Annotated in this window: 16 protein-coding genes; all 16 read left to right on the top strand. The window is 51.5% G+C overall.

Annotated features, from left to right (window positions below):
* The 16 genes from J4772_RS00660 (at position 1) to hpt (ending at position 15,589) form a co-directional block, all read left to right on the top strand.
* A complete protein-coding gene (locus tag J4772_RS00660) occupies positions 1 to 606 on the top strand; it encodes a hypothetical protein (RefSeq protein WP_247740962.1) in 606 nt (201 codons plus the stop codon).
* 107 nt (positions 607 to 713) lie between these two features.
* On the top strand, positions 714 to 1,826 hold the full coding sequence (locus tag J4772_RS00665; RefSeq protein WP_209073760.1) for a class I SAM-dependent methyltransferase: 1,113 nt from the start codon (positions 714 to 716) through the stop codon (positions 1,824 to 1,826).
* 18 nt (positions 1,827 to 1,844) lie between these two features.
* Positions 1,845 to 2,387, top strand: coding sequence for a hypothetical protein (locus J4772_RS00670; RefSeq protein ID WP_209073761.1), 543 nt, complete (start codon positions 1,845 to 1,847; stop codon positions 2,385 to 2,387).
* A gap of 607 nt (positions 2,388 to 2,994) precedes the next feature.
* A complete protein-coding gene (locus J4772_RS00675; RefSeq protein WP_209073762.1) occupies positions 2,995 to 3,348 on the top strand; it encodes a hypothetical protein in 354 nt (117 codons plus the stop codon).
* 317 nt (positions 3,349 to 3,665) lie between these two features.
* Positions 3,666 to 4,349 (top strand): hypothetical protein, encoded by a 684-nt coding sequence (locus J4772_RS36805; RefSeq protein ID WP_247740963.1) that lies wholly within the window; start codon positions 3,666 to 3,668, stop codon positions 4,347 to 4,349.
* A complete protein-coding gene (locus tag J4772_RS00685) occupies positions 4,346 to 4,705 on the top strand; it encodes a hypothetical protein (protein ID WP_209073763.1) in 360 nt (119 codons plus the stop codon). Before J4772_RS36805 ends, J4772_RS00685 begins: the two co-directional genes overlap by 4 nt.
* Before the next feature lie 426 nt (positions 4,706 to 5,131).
* A complete protein-coding gene (locus J4772_RS00690) occupies positions 5,132 to 6,205 on the top strand; it encodes a lactonase family protein (RefSeq protein WP_209073764.1) in 1,074 nt (357 codons plus the stop codon).
* Positions 6,206 to 6,350: 145 nt separating this feature from the next.
* Entirely contained in the window at positions 6,351 to 6,635 is a 285-nt protein-coding gene (yabP, locus tag J4772_RS00695) for a sporulation protein YabP (RefSeq protein ID WP_116063220.1), read from the top strand.
* The gene (gene yabQ, locus J4772_RS00700) at positions 6,632 to 7,225 is read left to right on the top strand and encodes a spore cortex biosynthesis protein YabQ (protein ID WP_209073765.1); all 594 of its coding nucleotides are present in this window, start codon (positions 6,632 to 6,634) and stop codon (positions 7,223 to 7,225) included. Before yabP ends, yabQ begins: the two co-directional genes overlap by 4 nt.
* 151 nt (positions 7,226 to 7,376) lie before the next feature.
* Entirely contained in the window at positions 7,377 to 7,685 is a 309-nt protein-coding gene (locus tag J4772_RS00705) for an FtsB family cell division protein (protein WP_181917919.1), read from the top strand.
* Between the two features lie 138 nt (positions 7,686 to 7,823).
* Positions 7,824 to 8,270 (top strand): S1 domain-containing RNA-binding protein, encoded by a 447-nt coding sequence (locus tag J4772_RS00710; RefSeq protein ID WP_116063217.1) that lies wholly within the window; start codon positions 7,824 to 7,826, stop codon positions 8,268 to 8,270.
* 420 nt (positions 8,271 to 8,690) lie between these two features.
* Complete coding sequence (spoIIE, locus tag J4772_RS00715) at positions 8,691 to 11,237, top strand: stage II sporulation protein E (protein WP_209073766.1); 2,547 nt, start codon at positions 8,691 to 8,693, stop codon at positions 11,235 to 11,237.
* Between the two features lie 660 nt (positions 11,238 to 11,897).
* On the top strand, positions 11,898 to 12,653 hold the full coding sequence (locus tag J4772_RS00720; protein WP_116063316.1) for a vWA domain-containing protein: 756 nt from the start codon (positions 11,898 to 11,900) through the stop codon (positions 12,651 to 12,653).
* Positions 12,637 to 13,560: a serine/threonine protein kinase gene (locus tag J4772_RS00725; protein WP_246016675.1), complete on the top strand. Its 924-nt coding sequence runs from the start codon at positions 12,637 to 12,639 to the stop codon at positions 13,558 to 13,560. Before J4772_RS00720 ends, J4772_RS00725 begins: the two co-directional genes overlap by 17 nt.
* A 14-nt stretch (positions 13,561 to 13,574) precedes the next feature.
* Complete coding sequence (gene tilS / locus J4772_RS00730; protein ID WP_209073767.1) at positions 13,575 to 14,990, top strand: tRNA lysidine(34) synthetase TilS; 1,416 nt, start codon at positions 13,575 to 13,577, stop codon at positions 14,988 to 14,990.
* Between the two features lie 59 nt (positions 14,991 to 15,049).
* On the top strand, positions 15,050 to 15,589 hold the full coding sequence (gene hpt / locus J4772_RS00735; protein ID WP_116063212.1) for a hypoxanthine phosphoribosyltransferase: 540 nt from the start codon (positions 15,050 to 15,052) through the stop codon (positions 15,587 to 15,589).
* Positions 15,590 to 15,667 lie beyond the last annotated feature (78 nt).

Below are 15,667 nucleotides of genomic sequence, written 5' to 3' on the forward strand. Positions count from 1 at the left end.
ATGAAAATGAAACTGACCCTTGATATTAGTAATAAAGAATTTGATAGTATATTGGGAGCTGATATGGAAGTTACCCCAACCGTTTTCTTGAATTTCCCTAGTGATATTAGAGGTGTCTATGAATTTGAGATGACTAATGCAATTGTAAATATCTACGATTTAAACGAACAAATAGAAAAACAAGGAGTTCAAACGGAGGATGATTCGCTCTTTGTATTTGGAAAAATCAAAGTTCGAATAGAGGGCGTCAAGGGTGCAGATTTCGAATTTGTTGAGGGGAATTCCCATACAGGACGCAAACAATATCATACTTGGCCATATACGATTAATAAAGGTGATGTGGTTTGTATGTGTGGAGGAAAGCTTTCATTTCTCTCAGGGTACTATGCATCAGTTATTGTCGTAGCCGAAGGTAAACAGAAGATCACTTTGACTTTTGACACAGATGAAGCTGTTCCAATTGATATTTTTAATAAGGACAGTATAGCTCAGGCGCATTCAAAAGTAATCGAATATGCGCATACCAGTTCTCCGGGGAAATTATTTGACTTTAACTTTTTTCAAGATCATCTATCCACAGGTAGAGAAGTGATCAAAAGCGAATAGTTCCTCTAAGACTAGAAACCTTGGTTGGCTTCGAACCAATTCAAGGTTTCTTTTTTTGAAAGCTGCCCATTGTAGAATGAAAATGAATACCGTAGTAGCGGGCAAGTGTGACGAAAACCTACTATGTTCCCGAATCACAGCAGAAGCCGAGCTTTGCAGCTAATCTCAACATGCAGCAAATTGTTGTGAAAGAGAAGGAACGGGTAGCTGTCGTAGACTTGACGACCCACAAGTCATATAGCATTGATTTAGTCAGCGGTAAAGGATTAACGAAGAAGAATGAAACGCTAATCAAAAACATTGAGGCAGGATCAGAGGGTACAGTCAGCAGGCCGCAAGCTGCGTTGATCACATTGCTGGTAGGGCAGGATGGTAGTACGCTTAGCAAGTATCTGAAAGAGAAGTACAGCGGCAGTCATCGGGGTGACAACTTGCAGAATAGCGATAGACATTTCATATCGAACAAAGCAAGTAATGAGATCATGGATGACGGTAAGACGTCGGCTAAGTATTTGGAGAGGGGTTTGAAGAAGTACTATCAACAGGCATACCCAGAGGCTACCGAGCAGGATTACCAGAATTACGTCAAGACGTTAAGTCAAGCTCAAAGTGGTGATATGGTAGACGTTCTAAATGCCTTTTTCTCCAAGGAAGTACTCTTATATGGCGGGTATCTCCAGGAGATGCAATTATCAGATATCGGATTGGCCATGGCCATGATAAAGCTTCCACCAGGTTTTAGCATTTCCAAAGGAAATGCGGGGTTTGCACCTAAGCCGCAGGTTCCAGTTAAATTCTTAGATACACCTGCTACAAAAAATGGAACCCTTAATATTGGAGCTGGATCAAAACCTATTCAAGGAGCTTACAACATTGATCCAAAACCAGGGACTAGTGGTGTCCATCTAGGAGATGCTACAAATTTAAGTAACATAGCTACTGGGAGTCAAAGTAGAGTTATTATGGAAAATCCGTACAGATACGATGTTTTGAATCCCGAAGTCTCAAGAGTTTTACAGAGTGGTGGCACTTTAGAAATTACAGGTGGTTTGTCTAATAAAACTTTTAATACAGTTTATAAAATGAGCGAAGAGGAATTAAAGGCAGCGGGATATACTTTGGTTTCAAGAGGTCAGGCAGCAAATGCTGGAACATCTTTGACGACAACAGGTCAACCAATTAGAAGTACAATGATGGAAATTATTTTAATTAAGAACTGAGTTATGGAGGTGTGGAGTGTGAAGTATGTAATTGATTTGACAAAAAATAATTTTGACAAAATTGATTTTACAGAGGCCAAAATTATTGATTTTTATTGCCAGCATAAACTTCCAAGCAGTCTAGAATTCAAAGTTTGGGGGGCTACGCTGTTGTTAGAACCGAGGTGGAAGCACGCCGAAAGTTTTGATAGTTCTCTACCCAGAGCGGAAGACATGTATGTAGCTGGAATGGGAGTTGTAAAAATCGACAGACTAATTGGCGGTAATATTGAAGTGTATGCTTATGATAATGTAAAAGAGGATAATTTAATAAAAGTAGCAAAGAATTATGACGGTTCAGAACTGGTGTTTAGAAGAGAGTGGCCAATTAATAAAACAGTAGATACAGATGAATATTTATGGGAGTCCGTTATTTCATGGCCCTATGGATTTTGCAATCTACGCCTCCTTAGTGATCATGGTAAAGTTTCGTTCGAGTTTGATAGTAATGATATGGTACCTGTAGGGAATTTTATCTTGAATCCGGAACGATATGGTTTTAATGCTAACAAGCTGAGGTGATCTGTAGTTTTCCTTTAGGAATACGAATAAACAAGCTCTCATATGTGTCAGGAGAAGGTTTGTGAACGTCTACAGGATTATGTAGAACAAGATCGTGTATCGGGTGACTAGTCCTTTTTAACGGAGTGTCAAACAAGTTGATAAAAAAGGTGGTAATCGGGATTCAGATTACCACCTTTTTTATGCTCTATAAGACAGAAAGGGGTGTCTTCTATCATGGTAGATCCTCAACCAGGAAGTAGAAGCGCCGGGCAAAACGACGATTTACGCCTACGACGGCGCAGGCAACCGCCAGACGCTGAACGAGACTTATGCGTCGATCAGTTGAGCTGCTACGTTGATCCGAATACGAAACAATCAATACCGTACCGACTCATGAAGAGTCAATATGTCTATTCCAATGTGAATGAATTGTTGAAGAATCGTCGAGACGATGTACGATGAAAACAACAAGGAAGTGCTCAAGAAGACGACCGACTACTGATACGACAATAACGGCAATCAACTGCGAGCAAAAGTCAGCTTTGAGCTGCCGTATAGCAACAGTAAGCGGCAAGTAACCGACGGCAGTCTGTTCGGCGATGACGTTACGGGCGATATAAATGCCTTGATTGAAAGCGTCAGCAACACTTTTGACGGTTTTAATCGCTTGGTGAAGACGGAGAAGGTCAAAGGCGGGGAGCGCTCGACGATCACTTTCGCCTATGACGGTAACGATCTGCGTACGCAGAAAGTATCTCGCAGCTCCAAGGATGATTATGCGGCTAAAGTGACCAACTATGTCTACGACCGCCAGCATGTTCTCTTGGAGACGGATGCTGCTGATGCTACTGCCGTCCGTTATGTACATGGCATCAAATACATTGCCCGAATTGACGCTTCCAGCAAGCTATCCTACTATTTGTTCAATGGACACGGCGATGTTGTGCAGAGAGGCCGGAGAAGTCGAAAACCACTATGATATTTTTGGCAATCCGACCTTGACGATCGAGGTGTATACTGCTTCATCCGCTACGCGGGCGAATTCTTTGACTCCGAAACCGGTCTGTAATTTATTACTCAAGTAAGCGAAAAGAAGAAAATATCTTATGACCAAATTATATCGCTGGTTAACATTGCCAAGTTTGAATGTCAAGATTTAGAGTGCGGTAAACAAACGAAATCTAATTCGAGTTCATCTACTACTTCAGCAGTATCGACCCGTTTGAGATAATTAGGAAAATCGAGCAGGCAAAGGCGAAAGTTGCAAGTGGGACAGCAAGCTTTGTCGAAGGCGGAGTGAACAGCTTAGTCGAAACTGGGGAAGGCTTGTATGAAACGGGGAAGATTTTTGTTACTGGAGATTACGAGAGGATGAAGGCCCTCACAACCGATCCTGAAAAGAAAAGGCGGGAAGCAGAAGCACTAATCGCAGAGTTTAATGAAATGGTGGTAAATGGCGATTCCGACTCCATCTTCAAATATGCTGGAGGTCTTTTATTACCTGCTCTTGTGACCAGGGGGATGGGTAAAGCAGTTCCTAAAGTTCCTAAAGGTCCTAAGGATGCTATAGTTAAAGAGGTGCCTGACGCGGCGATTAAGATTGATGGAATGCCCCCTAGAGTTCAATCGAGAATAAATTTAAGAAATGGAACTGCCGAGGAAGGGGCAGGGTTTAATCACGTATTGGATAGGCATTTTAACCCTTCAAAGAATGCTTCCCAATTTACAATTACACCTGATGAACTAAAGGGCATTCTTCAAAGCAAAGAAGTTGTAAGCACTCCAGTTTCAAGAGTTTTATACTCAGACATCAAGCTAGCAGATGGGACCATTGAAAAACAGGCTAGATATGTAAGGGAGGTTACATTAGACTCAAACATAGGTATAGACAAGTTTAGTGGTTCGCCTACAAATATTATGACGGTATTAACCGATAAGTATGGGAATCTAGTTACTGCTACACCAGGGGTGATAAAATGAAACTGATTGGAAGCAAACAGGAACAGGAATTCAGAAAGGAGTTAGAAGGTTCAAATATAGTTTCGGCTCAAGGCGGTAAAGCAGAAGCAATACTGAATGTGTTAAGAACTACTTTTGGAGAAGTAAAAAGTGCATATATATTGAATTGGACACCTGAACAAGGCGAGGATATATTCACTATTTTAGTTGACCTTGATAAGATTGCTAAAGTTGAAATAAGCAGAGTCAATCATTCGGAAATTCCTTTAATTGAAACCTATAATCTGAAGGATTTCCAAAAAAGGTTGAGTAAAATATTCCAAATTAAGTTAGCTGTGGCGATTGATTTAGCGAAAACAGAACATCAGAAGAGTTAATAACCGAAAGAAACCTTGATTGGCTGATGCCTTTCAGGGTTTCTTATTTATGGTACGGCCCAGCATGGGCGTTATCACTAGGGTGAAAGTCCCGAACGGGGGCTGGCGAACGCCCAAGTGTCAATCTTGAGGTGGAATGTGATGGAAGCTGAGGCAATTGCTTGAGCCAAGGTACACGAGCTGGATTCGAGGCAGAAATAGCCGGAGTCACCCATACATGACGAAATCCGAAGTCTTCAAGGGCTATTTTTGTAAAAGCAATCCTTAAATAAGGCTGCAGACTAGTCTTGCCCCTACGGAATAACTGCTAAATGTTGTATAATAATGGGGCTATCCCATATGAAGGGGGATACAAGATGATCGATCATCCTTCGGTACGACTCTTTAATAGAAAGTCCCATTTTCCTCCAAAAGGAGAAATAAGAGATGACTAAAGCTCTCGAAATATGGATCAGCGCCTACGGCGCCAAAAATGAAGTCGGAATTACGAGGGCGGAGCTGTTGACGGACACGGCTGAGCTGGTGAAGACGGCGGAGTATGGGAATATCGAGAATCCGTCGTTTTTGCGCGTGAATAAGAGCGGAACCCGTCTTTATGCGGTCAGCGAAGTGGAAGAGCATATTGACGTTGACGGCGACAAAGCGGAGGGAGGACAGCTGGCTTCCTTCCCGATTGATGCGGAGACGCGCAAGCTGGGGCCGGGCCAATACCATCCGACTCATGGCGCTCATCCCTGCCATTTGTCGCTCACGCCTGAGGAGGATTGGCTGGCCGTTGCCAACTATAGCGGGGAATCCATCATGCTGTATCCGGTACGTGCGGATGAGCGTCCGGGGCCTCCGTCGATTCGCTTCCGTCATACCGGATCGGGCCCGGATGCCGATCGGCAGCAAGCACCCCATCCGCATTCCGCCACCTTCAGCCCGGACGGGCAGTATTTGTTCGTTGCGGATCTTGGCATGGACAAGATCATGACCTATGCCCGGGATACGGAGGGAAGCCAGTGGGTGGCGCATGACGCGACTTCTCTCGAGGCGGGCGCAGGCCCGCGCCATCTTGTTTTTCATCCGTCGGGCAAAGCCCTGTACGCCGTTAACGAGCTCAACAGCACCGTGACCCATTTCGCCTACGAAGAGGGCAAGCTGACTCGAGAAGAGACGATTTCCACGCTGCCGTCATCTTTCGCGGGAGAGAGCTGGTGCGCCGAGATCGCCGTATCGCCGGACGGACGTTTCCTATACGTCTCCAATCGCGGACACGACAGCATTGGCGTTCTCGCGGTCGACGAGTCGGGCAAGCTGAACCCCGCCGGCTACGTCTCGACGCGCGGCAAGTTTCCGCGACACTTCGCGCTGTCTCCGGACGGACAATGGCTGATCGCGGCGAACCAGAACTCGGACTCGGTCGTCCTGTTCCGTATCGAGCCTCAGTCGGGCTTGCCCGTTTTCGCCGGAGCCGAGCTGACTGTCAGCAAGCCGGTGTGCGTCGTCATTCGCTAGGCCGAGTCCGGTTCTAATTTAGCTCCCTTCCCCATAGGCTAGTCTTAAATATGTGTTCAAAAAGTTCGGTCGAGTCTGCTTCTTGGGATGCTTCGTGATCAAAATTGGACTTTTTGAACTACCGCTAGCTGGGGAGGGGAGCTCCATGGAACATGCGAAGGGTGCCAAGCACCAGGAAGTTCGGATGCTGAATCGCAAAACGCTCGATCTGACGGGCGTCAGCAACGTGGACAGCTTCGACAACGAGGAGTTTCTGCTCGAGACGGAATGCGGCTTTTTGACCGTTCGCGGGCAGAACCTGCATATGAAGAACTTAAGCCTGGACCAAGGGCTCGTGTCGATTGAAGGAACGATCCATTCGCTCGTCTACCTGGACGGCAGCACGGCGGGAGCGAAATCCAAGGGTCTGTTCGGGAAGTTGTTCAAGTGAACGCGGCGTCTCAAGGCATGACGATTGCCACCATGATGCTCTGCGGTCTGGCTATGGGACTGGTCTTCGACGTCTACCGCGTCGCTTCCCATCGGTTCCACGTCGCGCGCTGGCTTCTTCCCGCTCTGGATGCGGCTTACTGGGCGGCCGCCACCTTGGGCGTGTTCGCGGTGCTGCTCGCCAGCAATCAAGGAGAAGTCCGGATGTACGTTTTTCTCGGACTCGGAATCGGCGTGACCGGTTACTTCGGACTGCTGAGCTCGTGGATGGTTCGGCTTACGAGCAGGCTGATCGACATCATCAAATCGCTGTTGCTGTTCCTATGGCGGCTCGTGCGAGCGCTGTTGATCGTTCCCTTGCTTTGGGTTGTCCGATTGTTGGCCAAGCTACTGGATATTGTATTCGTCGTAACGGCGGCTGTGCTGTTATGGACGGGGAAGCTGCTGTTCAAACCGTTGGCCGGGCTTGGCGCTTGGCTGTGGTTCAAGCTTCTCCCGGTAAGGAAGAAGCTGGCTCCCGTCGTGCGCGCCTACGTCCGATTTCGCGAGCGTATTAGGCAGATCAGAGATATTTTCCGCAAAAAAAGTTAGTGTTCGCATGACGTTCGTGTTCCTTTAGTTCGACATCGTTCTTGCCGCAATTGCATCCGAAGGTGGATATTTCTCCGTAGCGATAATGTGCTATAATGTTCGCGTCGCGCTCTCCAGGGAGCGCAAGCATGCTTGGGAAGGAGGCGTTGGGTTGGCTTCGCAAACTATGACCGCGACCCCTGCAGTAGCGGGCGCACGCAGAAGGTTGAAATTGCTGTTGTTTGTCGTTGTTTTATTTCTCAGTTGGGCCGGCTACGTGCTGATTGTTCAATCCGGACAGATTGACGATCGTGCAAGTCAGTTGGAAGAAGTCAATCTCAAGCTTACCGACGCCCAAGCGAAGAATGAGGAACTGCAGTTACAGATTGCGCGTTTGAACGATGACGAATATATCGGGCAGCTTGCCCGCAAAGAGCACGGACTCGGATTGCCGGGAGAAGTGCCGATCAAGACGAAGTAACATCAGGGCAAACATCAGGGCTAGCCGGACGGGTAGTCTAATGTCTGTTGACCTTGCTTCCGCTTGTCGTTTATAATTTTCATAACTGGACATATCACGTCCGGGCATACTCAGGTTCAGGGAGGAACATCGGTTTTTATGGCCATCGAAGTGGGAACCAAACTGGAGGGCAAGGTTACCGGCATTACGCATTTCGGAGCGTTCGTCGATCTGACGGGCGGCGTGACGGGACTCGTTCACATCTCGGAGATTGCGGACAGCTATGTGAAAGACGTTCACGAGCATTTGAAGATTAATGACATGGTTAAGGTCAAGGTCATTAATGTGGACAAAGACGGCAAGATCGGTCTGTCCATTCGTCAAGCCGTGGACAAACCGCCGGAACAGCAGCAGTACTCGCAACAAACGCAACAACGCGGACCCCGTGATCGCGGCGGTCGTCCCTCCAAACCAGGCGGTTTCGGAAGGTCTCCCTCTTTTGATGACAAATTGTCTCGCTTCCTCAAGGATAGCGAAGAACGAATTTCTACTCTTAAGAAAAGCACCGAATCCAAACGTGGCGGACGCGGAGGACGTCGTTCGTAAGATATAAGCTATGCCGAAAACTATTTTAGCCGGACCCTCGTGGTTCCGGCTTTGCTGTGTTATTCGAGATGCGAGGGAGGGCGACCGGCTTGCGTCGTTCTGTGTCCGCACCCTTCGCGATCATCCGGCAAGGCTGCGCGGTTTTGCGTCGGAGATGGATCGCGCGGAGCGCCATTCCCCGTCGGATGAACGCATTTTTTCGCTGTCGCAAATCAAAGGAATACCGGGACGGCAACTCCCGGAAATCGCGGACAAGCCCATGAGCGCCGAAGGTTTCGCCGATTCGCGCAGACCGTCGCCCAAGCCCCACCGATTCTGTCGGAAAAAACTTTTTATCCGGCAACTGTTTCTGACAAACTTCATGAAAACCCCCGCCTATAATTAAGGACACAATTCAATCTTGTAAATGGGGTGTGCATCATGGACAAGCCGTCCGTCGTTCCTTTCGTCCCTCGTATCGGGACCGGACCGTCGATTGCTCCGGATCAAGGGCGCAACAGTTGGTTCAAAAAGCGGAAACGTTCCGCGCAAGCTTCCGAAGGAGCAACTCAGAGGTCAGCTCTGCTGCTCAGGTGGATGGAGGCCGTCAAAGAGCGGCAATGGGTGCTTCTGATTATCGCGGCGGGTTTTCTGCTAGGAAGGGCGTCCATGCTGGAGGGGATCGCGCCGTTCGCGGCGGCTTTCTTCGGAGTTGTGATCTACTTGCGGAGGGATATGGCTTTCTGGGCGATGCTTTCCTTGACGGCCGGCAGCTTCTGGTCGCTCGATCCGATGCCGGCGGCGATCTGTGCGGAGATCGGCGTCATCTATCTTCTATATCGCGCTTTGGCGCTGTATGAGAAAGCCGAACTGTCCCAAGCGCCTGTTGTCGTATTCGCGTCCACGTTGATTGTTAAGACGTTTGCCGTATTGCTCGCCGAGAGCGCCGGGTGGATGCCTTACTTGCTGACGCTTGTTGAGGCGGCGCTCGCTTTCGTGCTTACTCTATTATTCGTTCATGCGTTGCCTGTACTGACACGGACGAGGAAGACGTCCGAGCTGCGGCATGAAGAATGGATTGGTGCGGCGATTTTGCTCGCCTGTCTGCTTACGGGATTAACCGGCTGGGAGATTTACGGAGTCGCTTTGGCCGGGATACTATCCAGATATTTCGTAGCGGTAAGCGCTTATGTCGGCGGAGCCGCGCTGGGAACGTCGGCTGGCGTCATCTCCGGCATGATCCTGAGCTTGTCCAATTTGGGAGCGACGGCGGACATCGGCCTGCTTGCTTTCGGCGGGTTAATGGCCGGCCTGCTGCGCGAAGGAGGCAAAGCCGCGTCAGTGTTCGGCTTGCTGCTCGGCACATCGGTATTCGCTTTGTTCGGAGCGACTGCAGCCGATACGATGGCCTCGACATGGGCGACGGTAACGGCATCTGTTCTGCTGCTGTTCACTTCCCGATCGGTCACGGAGTCTTTGTCCCGATTCGTTCCGGGTACTACAACCTATGCTCAGCACCAGCAGGAATATGCCCAGAAAGTCAGAGATTTGACGGCCGAGCGGGTAGAGAAATTTTCCGAAGTGTTCCGTCAGCTGTCTCGCAGCTTCCGCCAAATGACGCAAGCAGGGGACGCTCCCGCGCAAAACCGCGATTTTGACCACTTCGTCAATGAGGTGCACGAGCGGGCATGCGCCGGCTGCCATCGTCGGAACATGTGCTGGGACAGCCAGTTTATTCAGACGTATAAGCTGATGACCGATATGATGACCGCGGTGGAGCACAATCCCGATCTGATGGCGGCGCAGCTTCCTAAGTCCTGGAATCGGGTATGCATCAAAACGCCGCTCGTGCTCGACGTGATGAAGCGGCAGTATGAAATTTATCGCCATGACTTGCATTGGCGACAGCAGCTGCAGGATAGCCGTTTTCTCGTGGCCGACCAGCTGTCCGGAGTTTCCCAGGTCATGGATGACCTCGTCAAAGAAATTCGTCGCGAAGCCAAACAGATGGAAGCCCAAGAGAGGCAAATCCGGGATGCCCTCGACCATCTGGGGCTGGCGATTCAGAGTATAGATATTTTGAGTCTGGAGGAGGGACATATCGAAATTGAGATGACGCACGCTTTCCGCACCGGGTACGACGAGTGTCGCAAAATGATTGCGCCGCTCCTGACGGAGATTCTAGGAGAGACGGTGACGGTAAGCAGCGAGAGAACGGGTGAGCCGGCCGCTCATTTGAGCACGGTGTCGTTCTCTTCGGCCAAGCTATACGAGGTGGAGACGGGGGTGGCGGGAGCCGCAAAGGACGGCGATTTGCTGTCGGGAGACAGCTTCAGCATGGTAGAGCTTGGCAACGGCAAGTTTGCGGTGGCGCTGAGCGACGGCATGGGTAACGGCGTCAGGGCACGGACGGAGAGCAGCGCGGCGCTGTCGATGCTGGAGCAGCTGCTGCAATCGGGAATCGATGAGCGGCTGGCGGTGAAGTCGGTTAATTCGATTCTGCTGCTTCGTTCGCCGGACGAGATGTTCGCAACGGTGGATTTGGCTTTGATCGATCTGTACACGGCGCATGCGACGATGCTCAAAATCGGTTCGACGCCAAGCTTTATTCGAAGGGGGCGGGAGATTATTCCGATTGCGGCGAACAATTTGCCGATCGGCATTCTGCACGATATCGAGATCGACCTGCTGCGGGTCCAACTGCAGCCCGGGGATACGCTGATCATGATGACGGACGGCATTCTGGACGCGCCGGGTCATGCGGTCAATAAGGAACAGTGGATGAAAAGGGTGCTGCAGGAGCTGGATGAGGACGATCCTCAGGAGATTGCGGATTCGCTGCTCGACATGGCGCTGCGCCAATACCCCGGCGGCATTAAGGACGATATGACCGTTGTCGTTACGCGCATATCGCGTCACCGTCCGGAATGGGCCTCCTTCCGCTGGCCGGGACTTTCCCGCATGGAGCGGCCAAGGACGGTGAGCTGAGTAAGGATCAGGCAGGGCCAATGTTGACAGGTTAAAGTTAAAATTTGTCGCTCCGCAATCCAGGGTTGTGTTTTAGTAGCGGACCCAAGCCGAGGAGCGAAGGCCAAGAAAGTTCCTTGGCGCCGCGTATCGACGGGGCATTGATACGAAGAAACTCCGAAAGCCTCTGTAGCATCAGGGGTTTTCGGAGTTTTTAATCGATAGTTTTTTCCTTTAGGGCATGCTCTAACCACTGGATAATCGGTTTAATGTTTTGCTAACCGTCATAATAGCCGCCGCATGAAGCATCTTTTCAAACTTATCCTTCATCGTAAGACATTCGAGAGCTTCATTCGCTTCTCGTGCGGGGCGATCCTCCCGGGTTTCAGCGAGTGCGGAACAAGTGAATGGAATGATCGCTGGAACCCCGAACCGCAGCATCGCATCTGCGCTTCTGCTCTTGAATATCGGCCAAGCTCATTTTCCTCATAGCCCCTCACACCCCCCCTCGCTCCTGGAACTCTACGGCAATTGTCTGTAAAAGACTTTGCGGCTCAATAAAGATTAAATCTCGCATTTTTGGGCGACACTTCTACTAAATGCTAATAGAGCGATTCAACGGCAAATTGCAATCGAGATGTTCTGAATCGCTTTTAACGAATTAGGAGGAGTGACGCGATGATGAAACAAATCTTGCTGATTACGGACGGAGGTTCTAATGTCGGGGAAAGTCCGGTGACGGCGGCGGCGCAGGCGTACGCGGAAGGGATTACGGTTAACGTGGCGGGCGTGGTGGACGAAGGGACGATCGGCGAATACGGCGCGGCGGAGATTGCCGAGATTGCGCGGGCCGGCGGAGGAATCAGCCAGATCGTTACGAGTCCGCAGCTGTCCAAAACGGTGCAGATGATGACGCGTCAGACGGTAGCGGGCACGATCCGGCAGGCGGTTAATCAGGAGCTTCGCCAGCTGTTCGGAGTGAACGACGTCGGGTCGCTGCCTCCGACTAAACGGGGCGAGGTCGTCAAAGTAATGGAAGAGATGGAAGAGACGATGTCTCTCTCCGTTGCGCTGTTGATCGACGCCAGCGCCAGCATGAAGCCGAAGCTGCACGCCGTAGAGGAGGCGATCCGGGACTTGACGCTGAGCCTGCAGGCCCGAACGGGCGGAAGCCGGGTGTCCGTGTTTCATTTTCCGGGAGATTCCCAATACTCCTACTGCGTGATGGACGCCGGTTGGCATTCCAACGCTTCCAATCTCGGTTCCCTGTTCGGCAAGATTCGCATGCGAGGAACGACTCCGACAGGCCCCGCTTTGCTGCAGGTGGTTGATTATATCCGCGAGACTTGTGGTAGAATAAGCAAAATAGAGCTTATAGACGAGCCGCGCGTTTCGGGCGGCGGTTCGAGCGAGGTGCGGAGTGACTACGTCGTCTGAAATAGAGACACTGGCCAAGGGCACGGAAATACGCGGCAAATGGAACGGGAAAAGCTATCGCTTGGAACGGCTGCTCGGACGGGGCTCCAACGGCCAAGTCTATTTGGCTTTCGCGAGTCCGCGAACGCATTGCGCGATCAAGATCGGCCACGAGGCGGCGGAGCTTCAAGGAGAAGTGAACATTCTGACTTCGCTGGATCACTCCGCCAAAGAGAAACAGCCCTTTCTGCTTGATGTCGACGATGCAATCATCGACGGAAGAAAGGTTCCGTTCTATGTGATGAGATACGTTGCCGGAATCCCTCTGAGAACCTATCTAAAGGAGCAGGGGGCTCACTGGATGGGCGTAATCGGCTATCGCCTATTGGAGCGATTGTCTCGCTTGCATGAATCCGGTTGGGTGTTCGGCGACATTAAGAGCGATAACATATTGGTCGGAGAATACGGAAAAGTAGAGCTTGTCGATTATGGCGGCGCTTCGGCAATCGGACGCAGCGTGCGTCAGTTTACGGAAATCTACGATCGAGGATATTGGTCCGCCGGGAGCCGCGTAGCGGACCCGGCTTACGATCTGTTCGCGGTCGGAATTCTCTGGCTGCATGCGCTGGACGGGAAGAGGCTTGTTCAGCTTACCCGCACGTTGATTCCGCAGAACCGCCATCCTAGCGAACTGATGAAGCTCGTCAAAAGCAATCCCCGGCTTCAACCGGTAGAGGAGTGGATGGAGAAGGCGCTTAACGGCCGGTTCGCCAATGCCCGCGAATCGAGCCGCGAATGGCGGGAAGCCGTACGCGTCTCGCAGCAGCCGAAGCCGGCGGGAGACCGGGTTCCGGGGTGGATGGCGGGGTTGCTCGGAGCCGCGATCGTGCTCAGCTTGACGTTGGCGGCGATCTGGCTCTTGGATTGAAAGGAGACATGGCGGTGCGACAGCATGAAACCTGGATAGAGGACGTCAAAGCGCTGGGGCGCGAAGCCGGATGGCTGCGCGCGGGCGGAACGGTCGTAGCCGCCGTCTCCGGAGGCCCAGACTCGATGGCGCTGCTGCATCTTCTGAAGGAGATGGCGGAGACGGAGTCGCTGCGCGTCGTTGCGGCCCATGCGAATCATCAGTTTCGGGGCGCCGAGTCCGATGCGGAAGGGGAGCTGGTGCGTCGGGCGGCGAGCGATTGGGGGGTTGCCTTCGAGTCGACGTCGCTAGGAATGCCCGACTATATCGAGGAGACAGGGTTGAACGCCCAAAGCGCGTCTAGAGAAAAGCGGTATGCCTTCCTGCGCGGGATCGCCGATAAATATGGCAGCTCTTATCTATTGACTGCTCATCATGCCGACGACCAGGCCGAGACGGTGCTGATGAGAATGATCCGGGGAACCGGTATCGGAGGGCTTGCCGGCATTTCTTATCGGAGGCGGGAAGATCATTTGGAACTGATTCGCCCTCTGCTGCGTATAACCAAATGTGAGCTTCTGGAGTATTGTAAGCGAAACGGGGTGCCTTACGCGGTTGACAGCAGCAATGCCGACCGGCATTATTTTCGCAACGCCATTCGGCTAGACGTGCTGCCGGCGCTGGAGCGGTACAATCCGCGGCTGAGAGATTCGCTGGCCAGACTGTCCGAAATGGCGGCGGCAGACGATAATTATATGGAAGAGCAGGCCGCGCGCATTTTCCGCGAAGCGGCGACTCCGTACAGAGACGGCTTCCGGTTGGAGCGACGACGGTTCCGCAGCCTTCACGTCGCTTTACAACGCAGAGTGATTAAATTAATATTAAACTGTTCCGCGAACCCGCGCCAAATGCTGGATTTTCGCCTTGTGGAGGAGATTCTGGAGCTGCTGTCGCAAGAACGCCCGACAACGGTTCGGGTGGACATCGGGGACGGTTGGGTGCTGAGCAGGGAATACGACGTGGCCTATATCGGGCCCGAACGGTTCGAGACGAGCGGTTTCGCGTATTCCGCCGACGAGCGCACGACTGAGGTAGCCATCCCGGAGACGGGAGGAAGCCTTCGCTTGGAGCGGCTCGAAGGCGCCGTACAGGGGCTGCACGGCAATCGCAACGAAGCGTGCTTCGATGCGGAGGAGCTGAGCTATCCGCTTCTTGTCCGCAGCCGGTTGGCAGGCGACGCGATGCGGCCCTACGGACTAAACGGCACCAAAAAAGTGCAAGATATGTTCGTCGATGCCAAAGTGCCGCGCTCGCGGCGCGATCAGGTTCCGCTGCTGGCGGACGACGACGGCCGCGTTCTGTGGATTCCCGGATTGCGGCGATCGGATCACGCTCTTGTCCGCGAGGATACTCGAATAACGCTTCGCGCGACGTACGAAGCGGAAAACTAGGGCATGATCGGAGTAAAGCCATCATACCGTGTAATAAATCTCACTGGGAGGCACCTTCTTTGCAAAACGACATTCAAGAAGTTCTTTACTCGCAAGAAACGCTTCAGCAGAAGGTACAGGAGCTTGGCGCGGCGATCAGCCGCGATTACGAAGGACGCAATCCGCTCGTGATTTGCGTATTGAAGGGCGCTTTTATTTTTATGGCGGACTTGTCCAAAAATATCTCGATTCCGATCGAACTGGACTTTATGGCCGTTTCCAGCTATGGCAACTCCACCAGATCGTCGGGCGAAGTCAGAATCGTCAAGGATCTGGACGTATCCGTGGAAGGCCGCGATGTACTCATCGTCGAAGATATTATCGACAGCGGCTTAACCTTAAGCTATTTGATCGACGTGCTGGAACGCCGGAACGCGCTGTCCGTCAACGTCGTCGCCCTGTTCGATAAACCGGGCCGACGGACGGTCGATTTGAACGCGGATTACACCGGCTTTACGATACCGGACGCCTTCGTCGTCGGCTATGGGCTGGACTACGCGGAGAAATACCGCAATTTGCCATATGTCGGCGTATTGAAGCCGGAAATATATTCGAACTGACCCATAGCGAGGAAGCCATCTTATCTTACTTGGATTGGCAAGACAGGCTATGGTAAAATGATGTGAGCGTGTCGAGAG

Source organism: Cohnella sp. LGH, from assembly GCF_017671885.1.
GTDB classification, from domain to species: domain Bacteria; phylum Bacillota; class Bacilli; order Paenibacillales; family Paenibacillaceae; genus Cohnella; species Cohnella phaseoli.